This window comes from Gallicola sp. Sow4_E12, from assembly GCF_052116305.1.
Lineage (GTDB): Bacteria > Bacillota > Clostridia > Tissierellales > Peptoniphilaceae > JBQKLI01.
Window position 1 is genome coordinate 60,816 of the sequence record NZ_JBQKLI010000004.1, and the last position, 18,193, is coordinate 79,008.

At 37.6% G+C, this 18,193-nt stretch carries 14 protein-coding genes and 1 tRNA gene; 14 read left to right on the forward strand and 1 reads right to left on the reverse strand.

Features of this window, described 5'->3' with window-relative positions; all coding sequences use genetic code 11:
- Window positions 1–42: 42 nt before the first annotated feature.
- The 4 genes from ACTQ46_RS03300 (at window position 43) to nifJ (ending at window position 8,233) form a co-directional block, all read left to right on the forward strand.
- Window positions 43–1,809, forward strand: a complete 1,767-nt coding sequence (locus ACTQ46_RS03300) for an aminopeptidase P family protein (protein WP_441747530.1) — start codon at window positions 43–45, stop codon at window positions 1,807–1,809.
- Window positions 1,810–3,654 carry an excinuclease ABC subunit UvrC gene (uvrC, locus tag ACTQ46_RS03305; protein ID WP_441747460.1) on the forward strand — a complete coding sequence of 615 codons (1,845 nt, stop codon included), beginning with the start codon at window positions 1,810–1,812 and terminating at the stop codon, window positions 3,652–3,654.
- A complete protein-coding gene (gene hprK / locus ACTQ46_RS03310) occupies window positions 3,655–4,569 on the forward strand; it encodes an HPr(Ser) kinase/phosphatase (protein WP_441747461.1) in 915 nt (304 codons plus the stop codon). It abuts the gene before it with no gap.
- Window positions 4,570–4,675: 106 nt separating this feature from the next.
- A complete protein-coding gene (gene nifJ, locus ACTQ46_RS03315; protein WP_441747462.1) occupies window positions 4,676–8,233 on the forward strand; it encodes a pyruvate:ferredoxin (flavodoxin) oxidoreductase in 3,558 nt (1,185 codons plus the stop codon).
- A 138-nt stretch (window positions 8,234–8,371) separates the two neighbouring features.
- Here the strand turns inward: nifJ and ACTQ46_RS03320 are convergent.
- Window positions 8,372–8,458 (reverse strand) — tRNA-Leu (locus tag ACTQ46_RS03320).
- Between the two features lie 162 nt (window positions 8,459–8,620).
- Between ACTQ46_RS03320 and ACTQ46_RS03325 the strand changes: the two genes are divergently transcribed.
- From ACTQ46_RS03325 to ACTQ46_RS03370, 10 genes are all read left to right on the forward strand, one after another.
- Window positions 8,621–9,643 carry an L-threonylcarbamoyladenylate synthase gene (locus ACTQ46_RS03325; protein WP_441747531.1) on the forward strand — a complete coding sequence of 341 codons (1,023 nt, stop codon included), beginning with the start codon at window positions 8,621–8,623 and terminating at the stop codon, window positions 9,641–9,643.
- On the forward strand, window positions 9,643–10,089 hold the full coding sequence (locus ACTQ46_RS03330) for an arsenate reductase/protein-tyrosine-phosphatase family protein (protein WP_441747463.1): 447 nt from the start codon (window positions 9,643–9,645) through the stop codon (window positions 10,087–10,089). Before ACTQ46_RS03325 ends, ACTQ46_RS03330 begins: the two co-directional genes overlap by 1 nt.
- Window positions 10,090–10,366: 277 nt before the next feature.
- Entirely contained in the window at window positions 10,367–10,678 is a 312-nt protein-coding gene (locus ACTQ46_RS03335) for a hypothetical protein (RefSeq protein ID WP_441747464.1), read from the forward strand.
- A gap of 1 nt (window position 10,679) precedes the next feature.
- Window positions 10,680–12,638: a V-type ATP synthase subunit I gene (locus ACTQ46_RS03340; protein WP_441747465.1), complete on the forward strand. Its 1,959-nt coding sequence runs from the start codon at window positions 10,680–10,682 to the stop codon at window positions 12,636–12,638.
- A gap of 15 nt (window positions 12,639–12,653) precedes the next feature.
- Window positions 12,654–13,133 carry a V-type ATP synthase subunit K gene (locus ACTQ46_RS03345; protein ID WP_441747466.1) on the forward strand — a complete coding sequence of 160 codons (480 nt, stop codon included), beginning with the start codon at window positions 12,654–12,656 and terminating at the stop codon, window positions 13,131–13,133.
- Window positions 13,134–13,151: 18 nt separating this feature from the next.
- The gene (locus ACTQ46_RS03350; RefSeq protein ID WP_441747467.1) at window positions 13,152–13,706 is read left to right on the forward strand and encodes a V-type ATP synthase subunit E; all 555 of its coding nucleotides are present in this window, start codon (window positions 13,152–13,154) and stop codon (window positions 13,704–13,706) included.
- Window positions 13,707–13,719: 13 nt separating this feature from the next.
- Window positions 13,720–14,721, forward strand: coding sequence for a V-type ATP synthase subunit C (locus tag ACTQ46_RS03355; protein ID WP_441747468.1), 1,002 nt, complete (start codon window positions 13,720–13,722; stop codon window positions 14,719–14,721).
- On the forward strand, window positions 14,711–15,025 hold the full coding sequence (locus ACTQ46_RS03360; protein WP_441747532.1) for a V-type ATP synthase subunit F: 315 nt from the start codon (window positions 14,711–14,713) through the stop codon (window positions 15,023–15,025). Before ACTQ46_RS03355 ends, ACTQ46_RS03360 begins: the two co-directional genes overlap by 11 nt.
- 15 nt (window positions 15,026–15,040) lie before the next feature.
- Window positions 15,041–16,810, forward strand: coding sequence for a V-type ATP synthase subunit A (locus ACTQ46_RS03365; RefSeq protein WP_441747469.1), 1,770 nt, complete (start codon window positions 15,041–15,043; stop codon window positions 16,808–16,810).
- On the forward strand, window positions 16,803–18,191 hold the full coding sequence (locus tag ACTQ46_RS03370) for a V-type ATP synthase subunit B (protein ID WP_441747470.1): 1,389 nt from the start codon (window positions 16,803–16,805) through the stop codon (window positions 18,189–18,191). Before ACTQ46_RS03365 ends, ACTQ46_RS03370 begins: the two co-directional genes overlap by 8 nt.
- Window positions 18,192–18,193: the final 2 nt, after the last annotated feature.

Here is an 18,193-nt window from a genome sequence, read left to right on the forward strand (position 1 = left end):
ATGCTATAATAAATTTTAATAGTGCATATATAAGGAGAGAGAATATTGAATGATTTTTTAAAGGATTTAAGGCAAAAAATGAAGGGCAGAACGATGGAAGCATATATCATCCCATCTTCAGATCCTCATAATTCTGAATATCTATCTGATTATTATAAATCTGTAGAATTTATCTCCCGCTTTACAGGTTCCCAAGGAACTGTTGTTGTGACTCAGGACAAAGCTGGTTTATGGACAGACGGAAGATATTTTATACAGGCGCAAAAGGAACTTAGAGGTACAGGAATTGACTTATATCGAATGGGGACAGAGGATCCGTCAATAATCGATTTCCTCAAGGAAGAGGTATCTGATTTCGGTAAAATCGGAATTCAGGGAGAGACTTGTTCTTATAAATATTATATGGAATTAAAAAAAGGGATCGGCACTCGTGTTCTTATTACGAATGTAGATTTTATAGATGAAATTTGGAAATTTAGACCTGCCAAACCGAAAAAAGAAATAAGAATATTATCGGAAGATGTGACAGGAAAATCAGCGGCGGATAAAATTCTCCAATTGCAGAAGTATATGCAGAATTCTGGAATAGACTATTATTTCATAGGCTCATTGGATGATATCTGTTATTTGTTTAATATTCGAGGCGGAGATATCGACTACAATCCTGTTGTACTGTCTTATAGTTTGATTACACAAAATTCTTCGGCTATTTATATAGATGAAGAGAAATGTTCAGATGAAGTATTGGATTATTTTAGTTCGCAAGGTGTTAAAGTTCGAAAATATGACGGTATCTATATTGATTTAAAAGAAATACCTGGAAAGAGCACGTTATCATTCGATCCACAAAAAACAAATATGGATATATACGACAGTGTAAATCACAATGTACGATTTATAAAAGAAACAAATATCACGACGTTTATGAAAGCTATAAAAAACGATACAGAAATAAAAAATATGAAAAATGCTTTTATAAAAGATGGTATCGCACTCGTAAAATATCTTCATTGGCTGGAAACAGGTGTTCCAACGGGAAATGTTACAGAAGCAAGCGGTGCAAGCCGCCTGGAATCTTTTCGAAAAGAGCAGGGAGGTTATATCGAACCGAGTTTTAAAACTATTTCTGCCTATGGCGAAAATGCAGCACTTCCACATTATACGCCTGTTCCAGGACGTGTTTCCGATTTAAAGGAACAAGGGTTTTATCTTGTAGACAGCGGAGGGCAATATTCTAACGGGACTACGGATATTACTAGGACGATCGCTTTAGGCAGTCTGACCGAAGAAGAAAAAAGAGACTATACCCTTGTATTAAAGGCTCATATAGCTTTAATGAAAGCGAAATTTAAAGAAGGCACAAAAGGTGCGGCTTTGGATGCAATAGCAAGAAACCCTCTATGGAAAGAGGGGGTGGATTTTAATCATGGAACAGGCCACGGGGTAGGGTTTATGCTCTCCTGTCATGAGGGACCGCAGAGTATCAGCCCGAGAAATACAGAGATCGAAATCGAAAAGAAAATGATCACCTCCAACGAACCTGGTATTTATAGAGAAGGAAAACACGGGATTCGTATTGAAAATATTATGCTGTGTGTTGAGAGCGAAGAAACAGAATTTGGAAGATTTTTAGAGTTCGAATGTATTTCGTTCTGCCCCATTGATACAAAGCCGATTATAAAAGAGATGTTGACGAAAGAAGAAATAGCGTGGATTAATCAGTATCATAAAGACTGTTTTGAAAAATTAGCTCAAGGTCTTAACGGAGCTGAGGCAGAATTTTTAAAAGAGGTGACAAAGAGTATATAGATGTTTAATATAGAAGAAGAATTAAAGAAAATCCCCCAAAAACCGGGAGTCTATCTTATGTTTAACAAGGATGACAAAATCATCTATGTGGGAAAAGCTATAAATCTTAGAAGAAGAGTTCATCAATATTTTGATAAAAGTCGAAACCGATCGCCAAAAGTAAAGGCGATGGTTGAGCATATAGAATATTTTGAATACATTATTGTAGACAATGAAGTAGAATCTCTTGTACTAGAATCTAATTTAATTAAGGAAAACAGACCTCATTATAACATTCTTTTAAGAGACGACAAACAATATCCGTATATTAAGATAACAAATGAAAGTTTTCCGAGGGTTTTAAAAGTACGCAGTGTTGGAAAAGATAATGGGAAGTATTTCGGACCGTATCCGAATGCTTATGCGGTGAATGATATTATCGATCTTTTTCATGAGATGTATAAGATAAGAGACTGTAATCTGAATTTTGACAAAGGCCAATATTTGAAAAGACCCTGCTTAAATTATTTTATAGAACGCTGCGACGGGCCTTGTGTAGGAAAAGCGGATAAAGAAAAATATCAAGAGCAGATTAACGAAGTCGAAGAGTTTTTGAAAGGCAAAGAGCAGAAAGTTATCAAAGAACTGGAAGCTAAAATGATGGATGAAAGCCGTAAACTAAATTTCGAATCGGCTGCAAAATATAGAGACCGGATCAACAATATCAGTATCATTTTAGAGAAACAGAAAGTTTCCAATGTAGAGGCTTTAGATATGGATATGATTTCTTTAGCAAGGGATGAAGGGATCATCTGCGCTCAAGTCTTCTTTATGAGAAATGGTAAAATTATTGACCGGGAACATTTCTTTTTAGAAGATGATTTCAATGAAAAGAATGAAGAAATCATGAGTTCCTTTATGAAGCAGTTTTATGTAGACCTTACCTACATTCCTAAAACGATACTAGTGGATATTCTTCCAAATGAAGCAGAAGGTCTGGGAGCCCTTCTTTCTGAAAAGCGGGGCAATAAAGTGGAAATAAGAAATCCTCAAAGAGGAGACAAAGTGGACTTGATGGAGATGGTCCGAAAAAATGCGAAGGAAATGCTTGAAAAATATATTGCACGTCATTTCAAAAGGGAAAGAAATATTCAGTCGGCAATATTAGATCTGCAAGAGTTAACAGGCATTCCTAACATCGATCGAATCGAGTGTTATGATATTTCCAACACTTCCGGGGTACAGTCGGTAGGGTCGATGATTGTTTTTACAAAAGGCAAAAAAGATCCGAAAGAATATCGGAAATTTAAAATAAAAACAGTAGAAGGACCGGATGATTATGCTTCCCACCGGGAAGTCTTAACAAGAAGACTTAAAAGAGGTCTTGTGGAAGAAAAGAAAGGAAATACAGCAACAGGATTTGGCAAAATGCCGGATATTATTCTTATGGATGGAGGAAAAGGACAGGTAAATATTGCCGAATCCGTTCTACAGGAATTGGGAATCAGAATACCTGTGTTGGGGCTTGTAAAAGATCAAGACCATAAAACAAGAGGGATCATCTATAGAAATAGAGAATATCCTTTAAAAGTAACAACAGCCATTTATCGGCTTCTCTATCAGATTCAAGAAGAAGCTCATCGTTTTGCGATCAACTATCATAGAAAGCTAAGAGAAAAAGCTCTTCAGGCTTCCGAACTCGATTCAATTGCAGGAATTGGTCCAGCGAGAAAAAAAGAACTGCTGAAATATTTTAAATCCATTGCAAAAATCCGCAAAGCAACGGTGGAGGAATTAAAGGAAGTGCCGAAAATTAATCAGCAGGCGGCTGAAAATATTTATAATTATTTTAAGGAGCAAGCCTAAATGAAAGGTATAAAATTAAGCAAATTAACTGAAAAATTAAATCTAGAGGTTGTAGAAAAAAGCACTAACTATGATGAAACCTTTATAACAAATCCAGAAATAAACCGGCCGGGCCTTCAGCTGGCTGGTTTTATGGAAGAATTTCCTTATCAAAGTCTTCAAATTATGGGGAAAGCTGAGGTTGCCTATTTTGAATCCCTTGATGATGGTCTGCGTTATGAAAGGATGAGGGGGATTTTTTCCTATGATATACCCTGTATGATTTTTTCTCAAAATGCAGAAATTCCTCAAGATATTGTAGATTTAGCTGATTATTATAATAAAAATCTTCTTCGCTCCGATAAATCTACAACAAGATTAATTTCTAAACTCGATGATCAATTTGAATACGTTTTCAGCGAAGAGACCACTATGCATGCATGTCTTTTGGAAATCTACGGTATGGGGGTTTTGATTACTGGAAAAAGTTCTGTAGGAAAGTCGGAAACGGCCCTTGATCTTGTGATAAGGGGTCATACCTTAGTAGCAGATGATGTTGTTGATATTGTACGCTTAGATGATGGTTTAAAAGCACAATGTCCTAAGAATATCCGTCACTTTTTGGAGATTCGCGGATTGGGAATTTTAGACATCCAGAGGCTCTATGGAGTGGGAAGTGTCAAAACAAACACTTATATCGATCTTGTCATCCATTTGGAGAAGTGGGATGAAGGGAAAGAATACGATCGGATAGGACTAGACGAGTTCACGACAGAAATTTTAGGGGAAAAGGTTACTTTATTAACGATACCTGTGAAGCCTGGAAGAAATATCGCTATGATTGTTGAAGTTGCAGTTAGAAATGTACGCCAGAAAGCCTATGGTTACAACGCTGCGATCGAATTGAACAATCGGATTTTTCATGAAAGCAATTAACTTGTCTGTCATTTGACATAATCAAAAAATTTAGTATATAATTGCACATAGGAGATTGTAATCCAATAAGTAAAACTCAAATATATTAACTAACAGGGGGTATTTTATGGCTCGAAAAATGAAGACCATGGACGGAAATACCGCTGCTGGACATGTGGCATATGCCTTTTCCGATGTAGCAGCAATCTATCCAATTACACCATCATCACCAATGGCAGAAGTTGTGGATGAATGGTCGGCAAATGGACTTAAAAATATTTTTGGACAAGAAGTTCTTGTATCCGAAATGCAATCAGAAGCAGGTGCGGCTGGTGCAGTACACGGTTCGCTTGCAGCAGGAGCACTAACAACAACATTTACAGCATCTCAAGGTTTGCTTTTAATGATACCGAATATGTACAAGATAGCTGGGGAACAACTTCCCGGTGTTTTTCACGTGGCAGCAAGAGCATTAGCTACGCACGCATTAAGTATCTTCGGCGATCATCAAGATGTTATGGCAGCTAGACAAACTGGTTTTGCACTTCTTGCATCAGGATCTGTTCAAGAAGTAATGGACTTGGGAAGTATCGCTCATTTAGCTTCTATCGAAGGTAAAGTGCCATTTCTTCATTTCTTTGATGGATTTAGAACCTCTCACGAAGTTCAAAAGATTGAAGTTATGGATTATGAAGAATTATCTAAACTTATTAACTTAGATGCAGTTCGCGAATTTAGAGAAAATGCATTAACACCAGAGCATCCAAAAACTATGGGTACAGCCCAAAACCCTGATATATACTTCCAAGGAATGGAAGCATCTAATAAATATTACGAAGACATCGTTGGTATTACTGAAAAATATTTCGGAAAAATCAATGAAATCACTGGTAAAGAATACGGGCTTTTCAACTATTATGGAGCAGAAGATGCTGAGAACATTATTATAGCTATGGGTTCTGTAACAGATACGATTGAAGAAACTGTAGACTATTTAAATGCAAAAGGCGATAAAGTAGGACTTGTTAAAGTTCATCTATACAGACCTTTTTCAAGAGAGCATTTCTTAAAAGTAGTACCTAAAACTGTTAAAAAGATTGCTGTTTTAGATCGTACTAAAGAAAAAGGCGCTCTAGGAAATCCTCTATACTTAGATATCAAATCAGTATATTACAACGAAGAAGTTCAACCGGTTATCGTTGGCGGAATCTATGGATTAGGATCTAAAGATACAACACCTAGCCATATCAATACTGTTTATGAACTACTTAAAGAAGAACAACCAAGAGATAATTTCACTATCGGAATTGTTGATGATGTAACTCATCGTTCACTAGAAGTAAAAGAGCATATCAACACTTCTCCTGAAGATACAATCCGCTGCAAGTTCTGGGGATTCGGATCTGATGGTACAGTTGGAGCGAATAAACAAGCGATTAAAATTATCGGTGACGGTACAGACATGTATGCTCAAGGATATTTCGAGTATGACTCTAAAAAATCAGGCGGGGTAACACAATCTCACTTAAGATTTGGTAACTCTCCTATCCGCTCAACTTATTTAATCGACATCGCAGATTTAATCTCTTGTTCTAAACAATCATATATCTACCAATATGATTTATTAAGAGGTCTTAAAAAAGGCGGAACATTCTTATTAAACTGTATTTGGGAAGAAAGTGAATTAGAAGAACATTTACCTGCTTCTATTAAGAAGTATATTGCAGAAAACGACATTAAATTCTACACAATCAACGCTTCTAAAATTGCCTCTGAAATCGGCCTTGGCGGAAGAACAAATATGATTATGCAGTCTGCGTTCTTTAAACTTTCAGGCGTTCTTCCAATCGAAGAAGCTGTGAAAGCATTAAAAGAATCTATCGTTAAAGCATACGGCAGAAAAGGCGATGAAGTTGTAAATATGAACTATCAAGCCGTAGATCGCGGAATTGAATCTCTTGTAGAAGTGACAGTTCCAGAGTCTTGGAAATCTGCTGAAGAGCAAGAAGAAGATCTATCTCACCTTCCAAAATTCATTCGTGAAATCGCTGGACCGATGAATGCTCAAGCGGGTAATGATTTGCCAGTGTCAGCATTCAAAGACCGTTCAAACGGAGAATTCCCAATGGGAACTGCAGCCTTTGAAAAACGCGGTATCGCACTTAATGTTCCAGAATGGCAAATGGATAAATGTATCCAATGTAACCAATGTGCGTATGTTTGTCCTCATGCAGTCATCAGACCATTTATGTTAAATGAAGAAGACCGAAACGGCGCACCTGAAAACTTTACTTCTAAAAAAGCAACAGGAAGAGGGTTGGACGACTACACATTCCGTATTCAAGTAAGTCCATTAGACTGTACAGGCTGCGGAAACTGTGCTGATGTATGTCCTGCAAAAGAAAAAGCTTTGATTATGAAGCCTTTCGAAGGACAATATCAAGAGCAGAAAGACAACTGGACTTATGCGGTAAACGAAGTTGGATATAAAGAAGATCTTATGAATGATCAAACTGTAAAAGGAAGCCAGTTCAAACAACCTCTATTAGAGTTCTCAGGAGCTTGTGCAGGTTGTGGAGAAACTCCTTATGCAAAACTTATCACTCAATTGTTCGGCGATAGAATGATGATTGCCAATGCAACAGGATGTACTTCTATCTGGGGAGCTTCTGCACCATCTACTCCTTACTGTACAAATCAAGAAGGCAAAGGACCATCATGGGCAAACTCTTTATTTGAAGACAATGCTGAATTTGGTTTTGGTATGCATTTAGCAGTAAAACAAATTAGAGATCAGCTTCGTGTCGATATGGAAAAATTCATCGCATTGGATGTAGATTCTCCATTGAAAGATGCATTCCAAGGATGGATTGACGGAATGGACGACGTGAAAAAATCAAAAGCTGCTGCTGGCGAAATGCTTCCACTTCTAGATCAAACTACAGGAAATGAAGAAGCAGATCATTTAATCAGAAAAATTGCAGAAAACAAAGACTACTTCATTAAGAGATCTATCTGGATCTTCGGTGGAGACGGCTGGGCATATGATATCGGATACGGCGGCTTAGACCATGTTTTAGCTTCTGGAGAAAATATCAATATTATGGTATACGATACAGAAGTATATTCTAATACCGGCGGTCAAGCATCTAAAGCGACTCCTACAGGAGCGGTAGCACAGTTTGCTGCATCTGGTAAGAGAATCCGCAAGAAAGAACTTGGTTTAATGCAATCTATGTATGGATATGTATACGTAGCGCAAATTGCTATGGGTGCAAATCAAAATCAAACAATTAAAGCATTAAAAGAAGCGGAAGAATATGATGGACCATCTCTAATCATCGCTTACTCTCCATGTGTCAACCACGGAATCAGAAGTGGTATGGGCAAAGCTCAAGCACAACAAAAGAGAGCCGTTGAAGCTGGATACTGGTCATTATACCGATTCGACCCAAGACTTAAAGCGGAAGGCAAGAATCCATTCCAATTAGATTCTAAAGAGCCTACTGCATCTTTCCAAGATTTCTTAAACTCTGAAGTGCGTTACACTTCACTTAAGAGATCATTCCCTGAAGAAGCAGAAGTATTATTTGCACAATCAGAAAAAGATGCTCGTGACGTATATGAAACATACAAAAGACTTGCTTCTGTAGATTTTAACAAAGAAGACAAGGAAGAAAAATAATTTTTCTATCATTAATGAAAGAACAAAAAACCAGAGTGAATTTACACTCTGGTTTTTTTTCTTTTAAGAGCTTTATCTATAAAAAGTAATCAAAAGTAAAAAACAAAAAAAGACCAGCCGCTCTGCTGGTCTTACATATGGTGCCGAAGGTGGGGATCGAACCCACACGGTGTTGCCACCACGGGATTTTGAGTCCCGCACGTCTACCAATTCCATCACTTCGGCTGACCTAAATATAATAACATAATTGAATAAAATATACAAGATAAATCTAGATAATAAATATAGATAAAAAAATTTGAAGAAGGATATACTTGTTGTACAATTATGATAGGATGATTTTAAAAGAATAAGGAGGGGCTGATTACGAAAACAAAACTTGTAGAAATCAAAGATCTTTCATCAGAAGAGGAAAGCATATTAGAAGCGGCCGAATATCTGAGAAAAGGGGAGCTGGTAGCTTTTCCGACTGAAACCGTTTACGGTCTCGGAGGGGACGGATTGTCCTCGGAAGCCTGCAGAAAAATATTTGAAACGAAAGGAAGGCCTGCAGATAATCCTCTGATCCTTCATATCTCAAATATTGAAGAATTATCCCAGCTCGTTAAGGAGATCCCGGATGAAGCTGGTAAAATAATGGAACATTTATGGCCGGGGCCTTTGACACTAGTATTCAAAGCCAAGGATTCTATACCAAAAGTTGTCACTGCGGGAGGAGACACTGTAGCTGTAAGAATGCCGTCTCATCCAATAGCCCTGTCTTTAATCGAAAAGCTTGGAAAGCCGATAGCAGCCCCTTCCGCTAATATTTCCGGAAGGCCTTCCCCTACAAAGGCTTACGATGTTTATGAAGATTTAAAAGGCAAAATCCCGATGATACTAGATGGCGGCGAAAGCAGAATCGGCATCGAGTCTACAGTGCTTGATCTTACAGAGAAACCTTTTAAAATTTTAAGACCGGGGTATTTTGATCAGGAAGATCTTCGTCCTTATGCAGGATTGGTTCTTTTTGATCCGGGTCTTATTCAAGAAGGGGCTGTGCCGAAATCCCCTGGGCAGAAATATAAACATTATGCACCGAAAGCAGAGGTTTATTGTTATCGGGGAGAAAAAAATGCAAGAGTTGAAAGAATTCGAGAAAAACTTCTATATTGGAAGAAACTAGGTTTTAGAACAGGAGTTTTGGCTTTTTCCGAGAATTTTGATTTATATTCTGCTGATGAAAGATTATCGTTAGGATCAGAAAAAAGCTATATTGTGATGGCCCACGTATTATTTCAGCATCTTCGGGAAATGGACCGCAGAAAAGTACAGATAGTTCTAGTAGAAGGTGCCGAAGAGAAGGGGTTGGGAGTTGGAATTATGAACCGGTTGAGGAAATCCTCAAAAGGGAGGGTAGAAGATTTATAATGATTTTTTATTTTGTATGTACGGGAAATACCTGCAGAAGTCCCATGGCAGAGGTACTCTTTAATGAAAAATACAAAGATATTAAAGAGATGTTTCAAGCTGAATCCTTCGGCTTATTTCCAGACAGCAGTGTTGCAAATAAAAATTCCGTGAAGGTTATGGAGGAGCTGGGGTACATTTTACTCGGCTTTACTCCTTCTTCAATAGAGGATAAAAAACCAGAGCCTGATGATTTGATACTGACGATGACGGTGGATCAGCGAAACTATTTAAGAGCTATGGATTATAAAAACGTGTATACTTTAAAAGAATTCGCCGGAGAAGAAAGCTTTAATATTGAGGATCCTTATGGACAAAATATTGAGATTTATCGAAATGTGCGAAATGAGATAGACTCTTTGAAGGAAACGTTGTATTATAGACTAGTCGAATGGGATCAGAGCTAATTTGAACCGCGATAGAGCATGAGGGGAATCTGCATTTTAATTTATGGATCAGGAAGTGGAAGTTATATAGCAATATTATCGATAAATAGCAGAATCTTCCTGTTATCTAGGATTTTATTCCTAAATAGTTTATTGAAATTAACTATTTAGCATGGTACAATAGTAGTATGAATTTATTATATAAAATCCGTTTGGATGATAGTGAGTACATAAGTTATATGTAAATTCGTTATCTCATACTTGAAATCGTTTTTAAAGTATTTTAGGAGGTGATACAGTGTCAATAGATGCTATCCAAAGAGTAAAAGAGGCTGAAGATCAAGCAAAACTGCTGATTGAAAATGCCAGAAGAAAAGCTTTGCAGATCATTGAAGAAGGCAAGGAAGAAACCGAGCTTAAATACAATGAGATTATAGCACAAGCAAATTATGAGAGAGACCAAGCTCTAGAAGAGTCTAGAAAAGAAGGAAATGAATTGGCAGCGCCGATTCTGGAAAGAGCAGATGGAGAATCTGAAAGAATACGCTCCATTAAAAATCAAGATTTAGAACAAATTGTAGATTCCATTGTAGAAAGGATAGTGAATTAAGATGGCTATAGTAGATATGAGTAAATTCCATCTAATGTCCTTTGGCTATGATCGGGATCTTCTATTAAGAGATCTGCAAAGATTTGATTATGTTCATTTCGATGATCTCCAAGTAGAAGATGATGAAGCCTATGCTGCTTTGAATGAAGTTGAAGTTCCAGAAAGCATTACAGAAATCAATGAAGAACTGGCTAGAGCCAACTGGGCGATAGATACATTGTCTCCTTATAAAGTGAAGCTCGGCATGATTACAGAGATGAAACTAGGTCAAAAATCGTTGACTTTGGATCAGCTTAACAATCGAGCTCAAGAATTTGATTTCGATCATTCTTTCGAAGAACTTAAAGGAATAAGCGATCAGAAAACAGCACTGCTTCAGGAAAAAACGAATCTTGAGTCGCAGCTGGATGAATTATCCCCATGGACAAAACTGTCCCTGCCGGTGAATGATTTATACGGTTTTGACAAGGTTAAGGCAATGACAGGCTTCATAGCAGACAAGTATGTGGCTAATTTAGAGAAAGACTTAATTGATCTAAAAGAAACATATTTGGAAAAAGTGGATTCTGTAGATGGAAATTCCTACGTGCTCCTTATTACGACAAATGAAGAGTACGACGAACTAGCAGAGATTTTAAGAAAAAATGCATTTACGCAAACGCGTATCAATGCAAAAAGCTCTGTGAAAGACGAAATTTCTGACAATGCCATACGTCAAGAAAAAATCGATAGCGAGTTAAAGGTATTAGAAGACAAAATTGAATCAAGAGCCTATTTGCTAGAAAATTTCGAGATCTATCATGATTATCTCGACAATAAAAAAACTCAAATAGCTGCGAGCGAAAACTTCCTTAGTACAAGCAAGGTAGATATTATAGAAGGATATGTACCGACAAAGAAAGAGGAAGAATTCAAAAACCTTTTAACAAAGGTATTAGGCGAGGACTATTATTTAGAAATAAATCCTGCAGATAGAGATGATGCTAACGTACCGATCATTTTAGAAAATAACGCATTTGCAGAAGCTTATGAAAATACAACAGCTATGTATTCGCTGCCGAAGTACAATGAGATCGATCCTACTCCGTTGTTAGCTCCATTTTATGCATTCTTCTCTGGAATGATGGTAGGAGATTTAGGGTATGGATTGCTTCTTTTTATTATTACATTTATCGGTTTAAAAGCCTTTAACTTAAAGAAATCCCAAAGAAATTTCTTTAAGTTTTTAATGTATATGGGATTTTTTGCCATTGTATGGGGGCTTATATACGGATCTTTCTTCGGCGGGGTAATCGAAATGCCGAAATTGATCAATCAAGAAACAGATTCCATGACTTTGATTATTATATCTTTGATTTTTGGTGCGGTTCATATCTTCTTCGCATTGGGAATTCAAGCCTATATGGATTTTAGAGATGGAAAACCGTTAGATGCATTATTTGATGTAGGTTTCTGGTATATGATTCTTATCGGTTTAGTTCTTATGATCGCTGCAGGTCCATTAGGACTTCCTGCTATTGTAGGAGAGATATCAAAATGGGCAGCTATTATAGGCGCCATTGGAATTGTAGTAACTGGAGGTCGAGAAGCTCCTTCAATGGGTGGAAAAATTGCCGGTGGTATTTATTCTTTATACGGTGTAACTTCCTATATAGGAGACTTCGTGTCGTATCTTCGTTTGATGGCTTTAGGTCTTTCAGGCGGATTTATCGCAGTAGCGGTAAACTTAATTGTAAAAATGCTTTTCGGAGCGGGTATTGCAGGTATAGCAGGCGGAATTGTACTGTTTGTAGCGATGCAAGCCTTCAATATGTTCTTAAGTTATCTGTCTGCTTATGTTCATACAGCACGTTTAACTTATGTAGAAATGTTCAACAAATTTTATGAAGGTGGCGGAAAGCCATTTAGAAAAATGATTAAAGAATCGAAATTCTTTAACATAATCAATGAAAATGAGTAGGAGGATTAGTAAATAATGGTAGAATTTATATTAAATTATGGTGGAGTTAGTTTAGGTGCAATTGCAGTAGCGTTATCTGTATTCTTATCAGGAACAGGTTCAGCAAAAGGTGTAGGTATTGCAGGGGAAGCAGCTGCAGGAATCGTAATCGAAGAACCGGAAAAATTCGGTAAGTCTTTAGTACTCCAACTTCTTCCAGGTACACAGGGTCTTTATGGTTTCGTAATTGGAATTCTTATTCTTTTTGCATTAGACCCTCAAGTAAGTCTTCAAGCTGGATTCGTTTATTTAGCAGCTGGTTTAACTATGGGAATCTCTGGTTTAACTTCAGCTAAAGCCCAAGGTAGAGTATCTGTTGCAGGTATGAATATTTTAGCGAAAAACGAAGCACAACAATCAAAAGGTATCGTTTACGCAGTAATGGTTGAGATGTATGCGATCTTAGCATTCGCTATCGCTTTCTTATTAGTGTTCACAGTAGCTCCAAACTTATAGGAATAAGGAGTTGTAAAAATGTCAAACTTAGATAATATAATCCAAAAGATTCAGGAAGATGCCAAAGCGCAAGAATCTGCAATCTTAAAGGATGCAGAAGATAAGAAAGACGTTTTTCAAAATCAACGAATCGCAGACGCTAATAATATTTCAAGAGAATTAAGACAAAGAACGGATAGAGAAGTAGGCGCTATTAGAGATAATGTTGTTTCATCAGCAGAGTTAAAAGCGAGAGATCGAAGACTTGCTGCGAAACAAATCGTAGTAGATCGAGTGATCGAAAGTGTGAAAGAAAAGCTTAAAAATCTGGATGATCAGACGTATCTTGCCTATCTTAAAAAATCCCTTAGCGACATGGATATTCCAGCGGGTAGTACATTAATCGTGCCTCAAAATAAGAGAGCAGCTGTAGAAAAAGCAGGTTTGGGTTATCAGTTATCTGATGAAAATATCCAAAGCGGTTTTGCAGTAGACAATGGAAATGTTCGATTAAATAATGATTTTGAAAGTCTTATAGAATTTCAAAAGGATGATTTGGAAACGGAAATTGTTGAGAAGCTATTTCAGAAATAGGAGGAGTGAATAAATGGATAGAGAATTATTTATCCAAAGCTCAACTAGAACTAGAGTGCTGGAAAAAAAGCTTCTTGATAAAATTCAAATGCAAAGGTTAATAGAAGCAAATGATGTTGACGAGTTGATACGTTTACTTAACGACAGTCAATATCAGCCTTTCATCAATAAACTAGAAAGACCTGAAGATTATACACAAGCTTTAGCCGGAGAACAACAGCGTTTCTTTACTGAAATGTATGGAGTTTCTCCTAGAAGAGAAGTGGTTGATTTAGTTACATTAAAGTATCTGTATCATAATCTTAAGGTGATTTTAAAAGAGAAGATTACAGGCGAAGATTATTCCCGTATGTATATAAATATCGGGGGTGTAGATATGAATAAATTGAAAGCTGATTTTGAAGCTGGAAATACACCTTTAGAAAATCAACGCCAATATGAAGATTTAAACTATGTATATACTCAATATGAGAATATGAAAGATCCGCAAATGATCGATATTCTTTTAGACAGAGCTTATTTTGAAGAATTAAAAGTCAAGGCAGAAGCTTTGGACAGCGAATTCTTCACTCAGTATGTAGAGGATTTGATCGATTTAACAAATATAAAAACTCTTCTTCGTTGTCAAAAACAAGACAAAGATCCTTCCTTCTTGAACAAAGTAATTATTCCAGGCGGAAGCATCGATAAATCGAAATATGAAGAGTATCTGCATACAAAAGTTGAATCAAACAGTAATCTTTTCAAAAGTGCAAGGATTTATTATTATGCTTCTCAAGGAATTGCAGAATTTGAAAAAACCGGCAGCTTAGCAGGTTTTGAAAAAATGATGGATGATTACTTGATGTACATTACAAGCGAAGCAAAAAGAGTAACCTATGGACCGGAAGTGATATTTGCTTATTTGCAGACGAAGGAAACAGAGATTAAAAACCTAGGCATTATCTTCGTTGCGAAATTAAACGGGTTATCACCGGAATTCATTAGAGAAAGGTTGCGTGATAATAATGTATAATGTTGCAGTAATTGGTGATAAGGATTCAGTACTGGCGTTTAGAGCGTTAGGTATCGAAGTTTTTACCGCCTATGGAGCGGAAGAAACAAGAGCTACATTAGATAAAATCGCAAAAGAAGGTTATGGAGTTATTTTTATTACAGAGCAGTTGGCAAATTTAATTCCAGAAACCATTAGTAGATATAATAGTGTTGTTATCCCTGCAGTTATATTAATTCCATCCAATCAAGGTACTTTGAATATTGGAATGGATAATATCAACAAGAATGTTGAAAAGGCAGTTGGATCAAATATTTTAGAATAAAGGAGCGAGCTTATATTGAAATCAGGAAAAGTTATAAAAGTATCCGGACCTTTGGTAGTTGCCTCAGGAATGGAAAAAGCAAACGTATATGACGTTGTTGAAGTTTCAGAAGATAAGCTCATCGGCGAAATTATAGAGATGAGAGGTGACCAAGCCTCCATTCAGGTTTATGAAGAAACAACAGGAATTGGGCCTGGAGATTCAGTTTATACGACTGGATCACCCTTGTCGATTGAGCTGGGACCTGGCATCATTGAGCAAATGTTCGATGGTATTCAAAGACCTCTTACTGCCTTACAAGACAAAGCAGGAGATTTCTTAACAAGGGGAGTTGTAGTACCTTCTCTTGACAGAGAGAAAATTTGGGATTTTAAACCAGTAGCCAATGTAGGAGACGAAGTTGGCCCTGGGGATACGTTGGGAACAGTTCAAGAAACACCTGTAGTCCTTCATAGAATTATGGTTCCAAATGGAATTTCTGGAACAATTAAAAGTATAGAAGCCGGTGACTTTGTAGTAACAGATATCGTTGCAGTGATTGAAACTGCTGAAGGAGACAAAGAAATCTCCATGATGCAGAAATGGCCTGTACGTATCGGTAGACCTTATAAAGAAAAACTAGACCCTGTAACACCGCTTATTACAGGACAAAGAGTTATAGATACATTCTTCCCCTTAGTAAAAGGCGGGGCGGCTGCAATTCCTGGACCATTCGGTTCTGGTAAAACTGTAGTTCAGCATCAGCTTGCTAAATGGGCAGATGCGCAAATCGTAGTCTATGTAGGCTGCGGCGAGCGTGGAAACGAAATGACAGACGTATTGAACGAGTTCCCTGAACTAGAAGATCCTCAAACTGGCGAGACTCTAATGAAGAGAACAGTTCTTATAGCAAATACATCCAACATGCCGGTAGCAGCTCGTGAGGCCTCTATTTATACAGGAATTACGATTGCTGAATATTACAGAGATATGGGATATTCTGTAGCGATGATGGCGGATTCTACATCCAGATGGGCAGAGGCTCTTCGTGAGATGTCGGGACGTTTGGAAGAGATGCCAGGGGACGAAGGTTACCCAGCTTATCTATCTTCTAGAATCGCTGAATTCTATGAGCGTGCCGGGAAAGTTATTTGTAATGGTAAAGATGCTCGTGAAGGAGCTCTTAGTGCAATTGGTGCTGTATCCCCTCCAGGGGGAGATATCTCCGAGCCGGTATCTCAGTCTACACTTCGTATCGTAAAAGTATTCTGGGGACTTGACCATGCTTTATCTCATAGAAGACATTTCCCTGCGATCAACTGGTTAAACTCTTATTCCTTATATCAAACAAAAGTAGACCGATATATGGATAGCGAAGTTGCTTCTGATTTCTCAGAAAACAGAATTCGCGCTATGGGTTATCTTCAAGAAGAGTCAAGCTTAGAAGAGATTGTACGTCTTGTAGGTAGAGATTCATTATCACAAGAAGACCAATTAAAACTAGAAGTTACAAAGTCTATCCGTGAAGACTTCTTGCAGCAGAATGCTTTCCATGAAACAGATACATACTGTTCATTAGAAAAGCAGTCTAAAATGCTGAGAGCTATTTTGGAATTCTACGATAGCGGACTTGTTGCTCTTGAAAAGGGTGCATATATATCTGAAATTGAAGATATGCCTATTCGCGAAAAGATCGCCAGAGCAAAAAATGTTCCAGAAGACGACTTATCTTCCTTAGATCAATTGGTTGAAGATATTAAAGGAGCAATGAATGATCTTGTAAAGGTAGGTGAGGCGAATGCTTAAGGAATATAGAAGTGTTTCTGAAGTAGTTGGACCTTTGATGACTGTTGAAGGAGTTGAAGGTGTTAAATACGAAGAATTAGTAGATATAGAATTACAAACCGGAGAAAAACGTCGGGGAAGAGTTATCGAAATCGACGGTTCTAAAGCTATGGTTCAGGTATTCGAGGGAACATCCGGAATCAACTTGGAAAGCACAAGTGTTAGATTCCTAGGAAAGCCTCTTCAAATTGGAGTATCTGAAGATATGATCGGAAGGGTATTCGATGGTTTAGGAAATCCTATCGATGACGGCCCTAAGATTATTCCAGAAGCCAAACTAGATATCAATGGCGAGCCGATAAACCCTGTATCTAGAGATTATCCAAACGAGTTTATTCAAACGGGAATTTCTACAATCGATGGTTTGAACACCCTTGTTAGGGGACAAAAGCTTCCGATCTTCTCAGGATCAGGACTTCCTCATAACAACGTAGCTGCCCAAATCGCCCGTCAAGCAGGCGTTCTTGGAAAAGACGACAAATTTGCCGTAGTTTTCGCTGCGATGGGAATTACTTTCGAAGAGGCACAATACTTTATTGACGACTTCAACGAAACTGGAGCTATCGATAGAGCGGTATTGTTTATGAACCTTGCAGACGATCCTGCAATCGAAAGACTTTCTACACCAGGGATGGCACTTACATGTGCAGAGTTCTTGGCTTTTGAAAAAGGAATGCACGTTCTTGTAATCATGACAGACATGACAAACTATGCTGAGGCCCTTCGTGAAGTATCTGCTGCACGTAAAGAAGTTCCTGGACGTAGAGGATATCCTGGATATCTATATACAGACCTTGCTACTATTTATGAAAGAGCGGGACGTATTATTGGAAGAGAAGGATCTATTACTCAAATTCCGATTCTTACCATGCCAGAGGACGATATCACACATCCAATCCCTGACTTGACAGGCTATATAACAGAGGGACAGATTATTCTATCTAGAGATCTTTATAAAAAAGGATATGCGCCTCCAGTAAATGTATTGCCTTCATTATCTCGACTTAAAGATAAGGGTATCGGAGACGGCAAAACACGTGAAGACCATGCGGATACAATGAACCAGTTGTATGCAGCATATGCACAAGGTCTGGAAGCCAAAGAATTGTCTGTAATCCTTGGGGAGTCAGCGTTATCGAATGCGGATAAAGCTTTCGCAAAATTTGCAGAAGCTTTTGACGAACAGTATGTTAACCAAGGTTATTATACAAATAGAAGCATTATCGATACATTGGATCTAGGATGGAAATTATTGAATATTATTCCAAGATCTGAGCTTAAGAGAATTAAAGATGCATATCTTGACAAATATCTTGGTGAAGAGAATCAAGGAGCTGAATAAGT